Here is a 7,743-nt window from a genome sequence, read left to right as displayed (position 1 = left end):
TGCGCCCGCTGCACCAGGCTGTGGGCGGTTTCGCGGCTTCGCGCCAGACCTTCCAGGACGGTGCGTGGTTCAGGGGGTAGCTCAATCAACGGGGCAGGACGGGCCATGGGCGGCAACTCACAATCAGGCAGTGGGAGAGTGATGAGTGATTATCCAGAAAATTCACAGTGCGCGGTACTAGGCTAAACCCCAGCCGATACTCTTCGACGCCGGTCGCCAGTGCCAGCAGGGCGAGCAGGATCGGCACGCAGATACCGTCGTTCAGGCCACTCTCTACGTTGAGTCCCTCACGCACGTCCGCCGGGACGGACGCGTTGGTGACCACGGCCTTGCCGAGGGCCGCGTCGGTGGGGGCGAGCATGGTCGCGAGGATCGCAACCTCAAACACTCCGAGGTCGGGGAACAACAGGACCCCGAGCGCGAATCCCAACAGGATCGTCAGCGGCAGACCCAGGCTCAGCAGTCGCTCAGGAATGTGCCAACTCTTGCCCAGAACCGAGAGATTGGCATTCGCCGCGTCCGTAAACAGGACCAAGGCGAGGGTGAGTTCCGCCAGGGTGCGCAGACCCTCCCGGTCGATATCCAGATTCAGCCAGCCAAGCCCGACGGGCCCGAGCGCTAAGCCAAAGGCGGTAAAGACCATGGGGCCGGTGACGGGCGTGCGCTCCACACCGCCGGCAATGGCGCTGTAGATAAAGACAAAGAGTGCGAGAAGGCTGAGGTTTGCATACATGGCGAGGCTACCAATAAATAAACGCAAACGCGGGCCACTTCCTTTCGAAAGTGGCCCGCGCGTTTGCAGACCGGATCAGCGAGTCGTCTATTCGCGACCGGCTTCCACCTTCTGCAAACCTGCCTCCAGCGTCTTGATCTCTTCCGGCGACAGCACCGGCCGATCCACCTTGATCGTCAGCTTGTTCAACTCCGCCGTGAGCGGGAAGGGCGGCAGGTAGTCCGCATCGTTCACGCCCGTGATGGTGTCGGAGCCGACGTCGAAGCTCTCGTCCCACTGCAGGATGATCGGGATGGTCTTCTCCATCTTGATGGTTTGCACATCCTTGCCATCGACCTTCAGCGTGCCGGTGCCCGAGCGGCCGATGCCGCTGAAGTTGTTGAAGGCCATGGTTTCCGCGCCGAGGCCGTCATAGGTGAAGGCGAACTCGATGCTGTGCTTTCCAGGTGTGAGGGCTTCCGGTCCTTCCCACTTGATGCGCTCAAGATCGAGCAGGTTCCACAGGAAGACCGGCTTGCCTGCGAGCAGGTAGAAGCCGAATCCGGCGAAACGCCCGCCCGAGGTCACGATCATGCCCTCAGCTCCACCCTCAGGCACGGTGATGTCTGCGGTGATGGTGTAGGAGGTATTGAGCAGATAAGGCGCGTCGCCCTGCGGCAGACCCGTCATCGGTGAGGTGTAGACATACTCGTTGCGACCGGCGGTGAGGCTCGGACGCGCGGCTGCAACCCGAGCGCCGACCGAGGCATCCAGCGGTAGGACCTGATACTTCTTCGCCTCCTCCAAGAACATGGCACGCATTTCCTTGACCTTGTCCGGGTGCTGTGCGGCGATATCCTCGGCCTGGTTCCAACTGGTGTTCAGGTCGTAGAGCTGGAACACCTGGTTGTTCAGCGGATCAGGATTGGCTGAGGAGAAGGCATCCCAGGGCGCGCGGTCCACCTTGGTGCTCAACAACCAGCCGTCGTGATAGAGCGCCCACTGGCCCATCATTTCGAAATACTGGGTGGTGTGCCGGGAAGGTGCCTCGGCGTTTTCCGCGTCGAAGGTGTAGGCGTAGCTGGTGCCTTCGATGGGTCTCTGCTTGATGCCATCCACGACCTCGGGGGCCGCGATGCCGGTGACTTCCAGGATGGTCGGCACGTGGTCGATGACATGCATGAACTGCTCGCGCAGGCCGCCCTTGTCTTTGATGCGCGCCGGCCAGGAGATGACCATGTTCTGGTTAATTCCGCCGAGCCGGGAGGCGTTCTGCTTGAACCAGTCGAACGGCGTGTCGAAGGCCCAGGACCAGCCAGCCGACATATGGTTGTAGGCAAACTCGGTGCCCCATGCCTCGTAGAACTTCATCTGCACGTCCACCGGCGGCTTCACGCCATTGAAGAACGCCACCTCGCTGAAGGTGCCTTCTGGCCCGCCCTCGGCGCTGGTGCCGTTGTCGCCGTTCTGATAGATGATGAGCGTGTTGTCCAGCTTGCCAAGATCCTCGAAATGCTGGATGACGCGACCGATTTCATGGTCGCTATAGGCGACGAATGCGGCAAACACCTCGGCCTGGCGGATAAAGAGCTTCTTTGCATCGTCCGAGAGCTCGTCCCAGGGCGTCAGGATGTCCTTCGGCCAGGGAGTCAATTCCTGATCCGGCGGAATCACGCCGTGTTTCTTTTGATTCTCAAAGATCCGCTCGCGCAGCACCTCGTAACCGTCGTCGAAGAGGTGCATCGCGCTGATCTTGTCCACCCATTCCTTGGTCGGATGGTGCGGCGCGTGCGAGGCGCCGGGGCAGTAGTGGAGGAAGATCGGCTGTGTGGGGTCGGTCTGGTGAATCCGGTCCATCCAGGCGATGGCGTCGTCGGCCATCGCGGTGATCAGATTCCAGTCGCTCTCCTTGCCGGTGACGGGCCAGATCGGCGCCTTCGGATCCGAGCGATCCATCTTCAGGGTGCCCTCGTGGCCAATCCAGGGATAGATCTGCGTGGTATTGCGGAAGAGGTTCGGCCCCCACTGGTTGGCGTCGCCGCCGACGAAGCCGTAGAAGTAGTCGAAGCCCATGCCGGTCGGCCACTGGTTGAAGGGGCCGGCCTGACTGGCTTCGTAGGTCGGCGTGTTGTGGTCCTTGCCGAACCAGGACGTCGCGTAGCCGTTGTCGCGCAGGATGCGCCCGATGGTCGCGTTGTCGGCGCCGATGACGCTGTTGTAACCGGGGAAGCCGGTTGCCTGTTCGGCGATGACGCCAAAGCCCACCGAGTGGTGGTTGCGCCCGGTGATGAGCGCGGCGCGGGTGGGCGAACAGAGCGAGGTGGAGAAGATGCGGTTGTAGCGCAGTCCGTTCTCGGCGATGCGGTCCATCGACGGTGTGGGAATGACCCCGCCGAAGGTGCTGGGCACGCCGAAGCCCGCGTCATCGGTCAGGATCAGCAGGATGTTGGGCGCATCCTTGGGCGGCACGATGCGCGGTGCCCACCATTGCTTGGATTGCAGCGCGTCGTCCTTGATCACGCCGCCGAAGGCCGGCTCGGGCGCGGGGAGTTGTTTACCGCTGATGGTGGTCGTGGCGCTGGGCGACCCCAGGGTGCCGGTGACTTGGGGCGCGGGTGTTGGGACGCTCGCCGCGATGTTGACTCCAATCGCCAGTTTCTGGCCCACGTCGATGGTGTCCGAGTCAAGCGTGTTGCCTTGCCTCAGTTCAGCGACCGTCACGCCAAAGCGTATTGCGATGGCCGCCAGAGTATCGCCCTTGACGACTTCATAGGTGCCAGTGGCAGGATCGAATGCGCCCTCAGCGTAATGACGCGGACCCGTGTCGGCGGCCTGGGCGGCACCGCAGACAAGGCAAAGCAACACGAACACTGGGGCGTAAAGACGCCGCCAGGCAGGCGGTGTCCGCTTCAGAAACGCGATTTTCATCTGGGCCGATCCTCTTCGGTGGGTGGGAAATCGCGATTGTGCCAGTTCCGTCCGGTTGCGTCTTATCATTTCGCGACAGGCTTGGCGTCTGCCGTGATGCGATGTCAGCGCCATCATGAGGGGCGCCAGGCTGCCCGGCATGACGCCGCCTCCCGTCAGTCCATCAACTGGGCCCAGAGCGAGACCTGCGGAATTTTCATGCACAACGCACAACGCACAACGAGGTCAAGCATGACGCAACGCATCAACAAAGACACCCGCCTCTGCATCTCCCTGGCAGCCCGGCCCAGCAATGTCAGCACCCGGTTTCACAACTTTCTCTACGAGGAGCTGGGCCTGGACTTCATCTACAAGGCTTTCACGACCGAGGACCTGGCCGCAGCCATTGCCGGCATCCGCGCGCTTGGCATCCGTGGCTGCGGCGTCTCGATGCCATACAAGGAACGCTGCATTGCCTATCTGGACGCGCTGGCGCCATCGGCCGAGGCATTGCAGGCGGTGAACACTATCGTTAATGACGACGGCCATCTCTGTGGCCACAACACGGATTACATCGCGGTCGCGACCTTGCTGGAGCAGCATGCCGTGCCCAAGCACCTACCCTTTGTCCTGCGCGGCAGCGGCGGCATGGCCAAGGCGGTCGCCGGCGCCTTGCGCGATACCGGCTTCCGCGACGGCATCGTCCTGGCCCGCAACGCGGCCACGGGCCAACCGCTGGCGCAGGCCAATGGCTACGAGTGGCGCAGCGAGCTTGGCGACGCCCGTCCCGGTCTTCTGATCAATGCCACACCCATCGGCATGGCCGGTGGCCCGCAAGCCACAACCTTGGCCTACGAGCCAGCGGTCATCGATCAGGCTCAGGTGGTGCTCGACGTGGTGGCCGTGCCGCCCGAAACACCGCTCATCCAGTCTGCCAGGGCGGCGGGCAAGTCCGTCATCACCGGCTCCGAGGTGGTGACCTTGCAGGCGGTGGAACAGTTCGCCCTCTACACGGGCGTGCGACCGTCCGGGGAGCAGATCCGCCGCGCCTCCGAGTGGAGTCAGTCATGAACTTGGACAACTGCGTCGCGAGACTGATCAGCCTTCACCAACGTGACTGTGGTCAATCCCACCGATGGGATTGGTCATGCACGCGACCGGGTTTTCAGGCTTTATCGTGGACTGAGAGATCCAGGTCTTTTCAGCCGAACAGCAATTTCATGCCGACTCCAGCCCTTCAACTGAGACTCACCAGCGCAACGCATCTGAAGGACCGGGCTCGACCCATTCCGGTCAGTCAGCGGGAAAGATTACGGGGCCGCTCGGGCGTGTCTGGACGTGCGGTGACTGAGGATATGCCTATACTGTGCGTATAATGTGCATTTCTGACGTGCCACCTCAGGAGAAACGTCATGACCGCCATCTTCGCAGACGTGCTCGAATCGACGAGGGAGCCGGGTACGTCGCGGTTTTCGGCATTGGGCGTTGCCGACATCCTCGGCCTACAACAACAGGATCTGGCTGCAATTGCGGGGGTTCATCGCAATACCCTGCGCACCCATCCGGAATCGCCAAGACTGCAATCCGCACTGCGTGACCTGATGCGCCTGTTGTCGGCCGCCACGGCGGTCCAGCCGGACCCGCAACGCGCCATCTTCCTAGTCAAGAACGAACCGATTCCCGCGTTTCGTCACAAGACCCTGCTGCAACTGATCCAGGAAGGGCGAACCGAGGATGCGATCGGCTACCTAGAGTCGATCAGCGCCGGGTTCATCGGATGATCCTGTGCGACCTACCCCCCGGCACCATGTTGTTCCGGGCGCATACCCCGCAGTGGGCCAGCCGGCCCACCAGCGGCGCAGGCGCCGCAACCCGAGGGGGACGATTCAACCGAGAGGGTGTCGAGGCGCTGTACCTGTCGCTGGATGAGGTGACCGCCTTGCGCGAGTACCAGCAGACTTCGCCTTTTCTACCCCCCTGCACGATGTGCTCGTACACCGTGGCCCTGCGTGACCTGGTCGACCTGCGTCAGCTCCACGACGGCGCGCCCTGGGATGAGCTATGGCATGACTGGCGCGAGGACTGGCGTCACCTGAAGTTCGAGCTGCACATAGAGCCACCAACGTGGGTTCTCGCCGATCTGGTGCTGGCCCACGGATACACTGGCATCCTCTTTCCGAGCCAGGTGCACGAGGGCGGAACCAACGTCGTTGTTTACGCCGACCGGCTCGAGGATGGCAATTCTGTCACCGTCAACGACCCCGACGGGCGACTTCCTCGCAACATGTCCAGTTGGGCGCGATGATCTCTCTCAGGTTGCCGATTCCGAGCTCGCTAAGACTGTCTCCATCCAAGCATGCCCGCGGATGAGCTGAGCATTGGCTGACAACCCCGTGCGGGGTTCGGTCAGCCGTGGTTCTCTAAGCCATCCTCAACCCGCCATCGCCGCCTTCATCTCCGCCGCGTATTGATCGGCATTGAGCCCGACGATCAGGTGTAGCACGTTGTCGGGCAGTCGCAGAATGCCTTGGACGCCGGCGGCCGTGAGGGCGGTCTCGTCAAGCCGCGCGCCGTCGCCAAGGGCAACGCGCAGCCGGGTCTCGGCGGCGGACTCGGCCTGCTGGACGTTGCCCCTGCCGCCGAGTGCGGCGAGGATGGCGCGGGCCTTCTCCGGTGCCTTCGGGTCGCGGGCGCGGGGCCTGAGATCGTCGGCCTTGTAGTTGACCTTGGGGGCGGCGGCGCCCTCGGGCAGTTCGGCCTCGGGGCCGGCATGGGCCAGGTACTCTTCCATGTCGGTCTTCAGGTTGTCGGACTTGGGTCCGAAGATGGTTCAGCGCCGGGGGACCTTGGCACGTTCTTCCATCACCAGGCCCTTCACCGAGCGGATCTCGTCGATGGTCGCGATCATCGGGAACATCATGCGCAGCTTTCGGCCGATGCCGGCGCGCAGGATGGCACGCACCTGGGTGCGCAGAATCTCAGGCTTTTCGAGCCCGATGCGCACGCCGCGAATGCCGAGGAAGGGGTTCTCCTCGCGGGGCATCGGCAGGTAGGGCAGCGGCTTGTCGCCACCGACGTCGAGCGTGCGGATGATCATCGGCCGACCGTCCAGCGCCGTGGCGATGTCTGAGTAGATCTGCACCTGCTCGTCTTCGGTGGGCGCGGTCTGGCGCTCCAGGTAGAGGAACTCGGAGCGCAGCAGGCCGACGCCTTCGCCACCGAGGGGGATCGACTGCTTGGCATCGTCGAGACCGCCGATGTTGGCGACCACTTCCACCCGATGGCCGTCGGTGGTGGTGGCCGGCTCATGGGCCCTGGCCAGGTCCGCCTCTTTCTTCTCGGCCAGTTTATGCTTCAGGGTCAGGATGATATCGACCTCAGCCGGGTCGGGGTCGATGCGCATCCGACCCGTGCCGCCGTCCAGGATCACCTGGGTGCCGTTGGCCAGGTCCAGCGCCCGCGGCTCGATGCCGGCCACCGCCGGAATGTCCAGCGAGCGGGCCAGAATGGCGACAACTAGGCAGGCCCGCGCGCTCGACAAGGGCGCTCTAGATTGCCGATCAGGCGGACGTACAGTTAGGATTCCAGGTCTCCGTTCTGTCGGATTTTGTTTCAGGTAACGGCATCACTCGATGCAGCACCAAGTCTTGCGCCCCCCCGGAGGCCTGGTGGAACTCGGTGAAACAAACATCATCAGCATTTTGGTTTCCTAAGAATTGGTCGCTAAAACGAAAAACAGTAGAGACCAAGGTGTTTTTGCCGTGAACTACCAGAAACTACCGATGTGTCAAGATTTTTTACAATCTTTCGACAACTTAAAATTACATTATTTTCTTTTATTAACAATGCGTTAAGTCGTTTTTGCGTAACTTCTCAATAACTCACGGCACACCTGACGCGGGCAAGGCCCTTTCGCGCACGATCTCTGGCAAGGGCGGGATGTCTCCGATGTGCCCGATGCGGTCATTGAGATAATCCCAGAACGAGATCCCGAGCTTGCGGCAGGTCTTCTTGAGGCTGGCAAAGGTGTCACGGCAGCGGCGCCCCAGATCGCTGCGCGTCCCGCCGCTGATCTTGCGCCATTTGACGTAGCCCCGGATGTCGTTCTCGCTGCCGTTGGTGTG

The 7,743-nt window shown here is 62.4% G+C and carries 7 protein-coding genes and 1 pseudogene; 3 read left to right on the top strand and 5 right to left on the bottom strand.

The window, feature by feature from the left end; translation table 11 throughout:
* Nucleotides 1-85 precede the first annotated feature (85 nt).
* Both GJ668_RS18890 and GJ668_RS18885 read right to left on the bottom strand, forming a co-directional pair.
* On the bottom strand, nucleotides 86-733 hold the full coding sequence (locus tag GJ668_RS18890; RefSeq protein WP_246195012.1) for a cation:proton antiporter domain-containing protein: 648 nt from the start codon (nucleotides 731-733) through the stop codon (nucleotides 86-88).
* A gap of 87 nt (nucleotides 734-820) precedes the next feature.
* Nucleotides 821-3,640 carry a sulfatase-like hydrolase/transferase gene (locus tag GJ668_RS18885; protein ID WP_155451653.1) on the bottom strand — a complete coding sequence of 940 codons (2,820 nt, stop codon included), beginning with the start codon at nucleotides 3,638-3,640 and terminating at the stop codon, nucleotides 821-823.
* Nucleotides 3,641-3,871: 231 nt separating this feature from the next.
* On the opposite strand from GJ668_RS18885, the gene GJ668_RS18880 reads away from it, so the two are divergent.
* The 3 genes from GJ668_RS18880 (at nucleotide 3,872) to GJ668_RS18870 (ending at nucleotide 5,924) form a co-directional block, all read left to right on the top strand.
* On the top strand, nucleotides 3,872-4,690 hold the full coding sequence (locus GJ668_RS18880; protein ID WP_155451652.1) for a shikimate 5-dehydrogenase: 819 nt from the start codon (nucleotides 3,872-3,874) through the stop codon (nucleotides 4,688-4,690).
* Nucleotides 4,691-5,031: 341 nt separating this feature from the next.
* Entirely contained in the window at nucleotides 5,032-5,400 is a 369-nt protein-coding gene (locus GJ668_RS18875) for a DNA-binding protein (RefSeq protein WP_155451651.1), read from the top strand.
* A complete protein-coding gene (locus GJ668_RS18870) occupies nucleotides 5,397-5,924 on the top strand; it encodes an RES family NAD+ phosphorylase (RefSeq protein WP_155451650.1) in 528 nt (175 codons plus the stop codon). Before GJ668_RS18875 ends, GJ668_RS18870 begins: the two co-directional genes overlap by 4 nt.
* A 126-nt stretch (nucleotides 5,925-6,050) precedes the next feature.
* Here GJ668_RS18870 and GJ668_RS18865 read toward each other — a convergent pair whose 3' ends face one another.
* From GJ668_RS18865 to GJ668_RS20205, 3 genes and pseudogenes are all read right to left on the bottom strand, one after another.
* Nucleotides 6,051-6,410, bottom strand: a complete 360-nt coding sequence (locus GJ668_RS18865) for a PTS transporter subunit EIIB (protein WP_246195011.1) — start codon at nucleotides 6,408-6,410, stop codon at nucleotides 6,051-6,053.
* Between the two features lie 39 nt (nucleotides 6,411-6,449).
* Nucleotides 6,450-7,160 carry a putative PEP-binding protein gene (locus GJ668_RS18860; protein ID WP_246195010.1) on the bottom strand — a complete coding sequence of 237 codons (711 nt, stop codon included), beginning with the start codon at nucleotides 7,158-7,160 and terminating at the stop codon, nucleotides 6,450-6,452.
* Nucleotides 7,161-7,500: 340 nt separating this feature from the next.
* Nucleotides 7,501-7,743, bottom strand: a pseudogene (locus tag GJ668_RS20205) (IS66 family transposase); the annotation flags it as partial.

The sequence above is a fragment of the Allochromatium palmeri genome (genome assembly GCF_009720725.1).
Lineage (GTDB): Bacteria > Pseudomonadota > Gammaproteobacteria > Chromatiales > Chromatiaceae > Thermochromatium > Thermochromatium palmeri.
Note: the sequence above shows the minus strand (reverse complement) of the source record. Positions and strands in the feature narration are given on the sequence as shown.

What these genes read in the sequence shown, in the direction of transcription:
- GJ668_RS18865 (WP_246195011.1), bottom strand. Translation starts at nt 6,410, where the DNA reads ATGGAAGAGTACCTGGCCCATGCCGGCCCCGAGGCCGAACTGCCCGAG.
- GJ668_RS18890 (WP_246195012.1), bottom strand. Translation starts at nt 733, where the DNA reads ATGTATGCAAACCTCAGCCTTCTCGCACTCTTTGTCTTTATCTACAGC.
- GJ668_RS18880 (WP_155451652.1), top strand. Translation starts at nt 3,872, where the DNA reads ATGACGCAACGCATCAACAAAGACACCCGCCTCTGCATCTCCCTGGCA.
- GJ668_RS18875 (WP_155451651.1), top strand. Translation starts at nt 5,032, where the DNA reads ATGACCGCCATCTTCGCAGACGTGCTCGAATCGACGAGGGAGCCGGGT.
- GJ668_RS18870 (WP_155451650.1), top strand. Translation starts at nt 5,397, where the DNA reads ATGATCCTGTGCGACCTACCCCCCGGCACCATGTTGTTCCGGGCGCAT.
- GJ668_RS18885 (WP_155451653.1), bottom strand. Translation starts at nt 3,640, where the DNA reads ATGAAAATCGCGTTTCTGAAGCGGACACCGCCTGCCTGGCGGCGTCTT.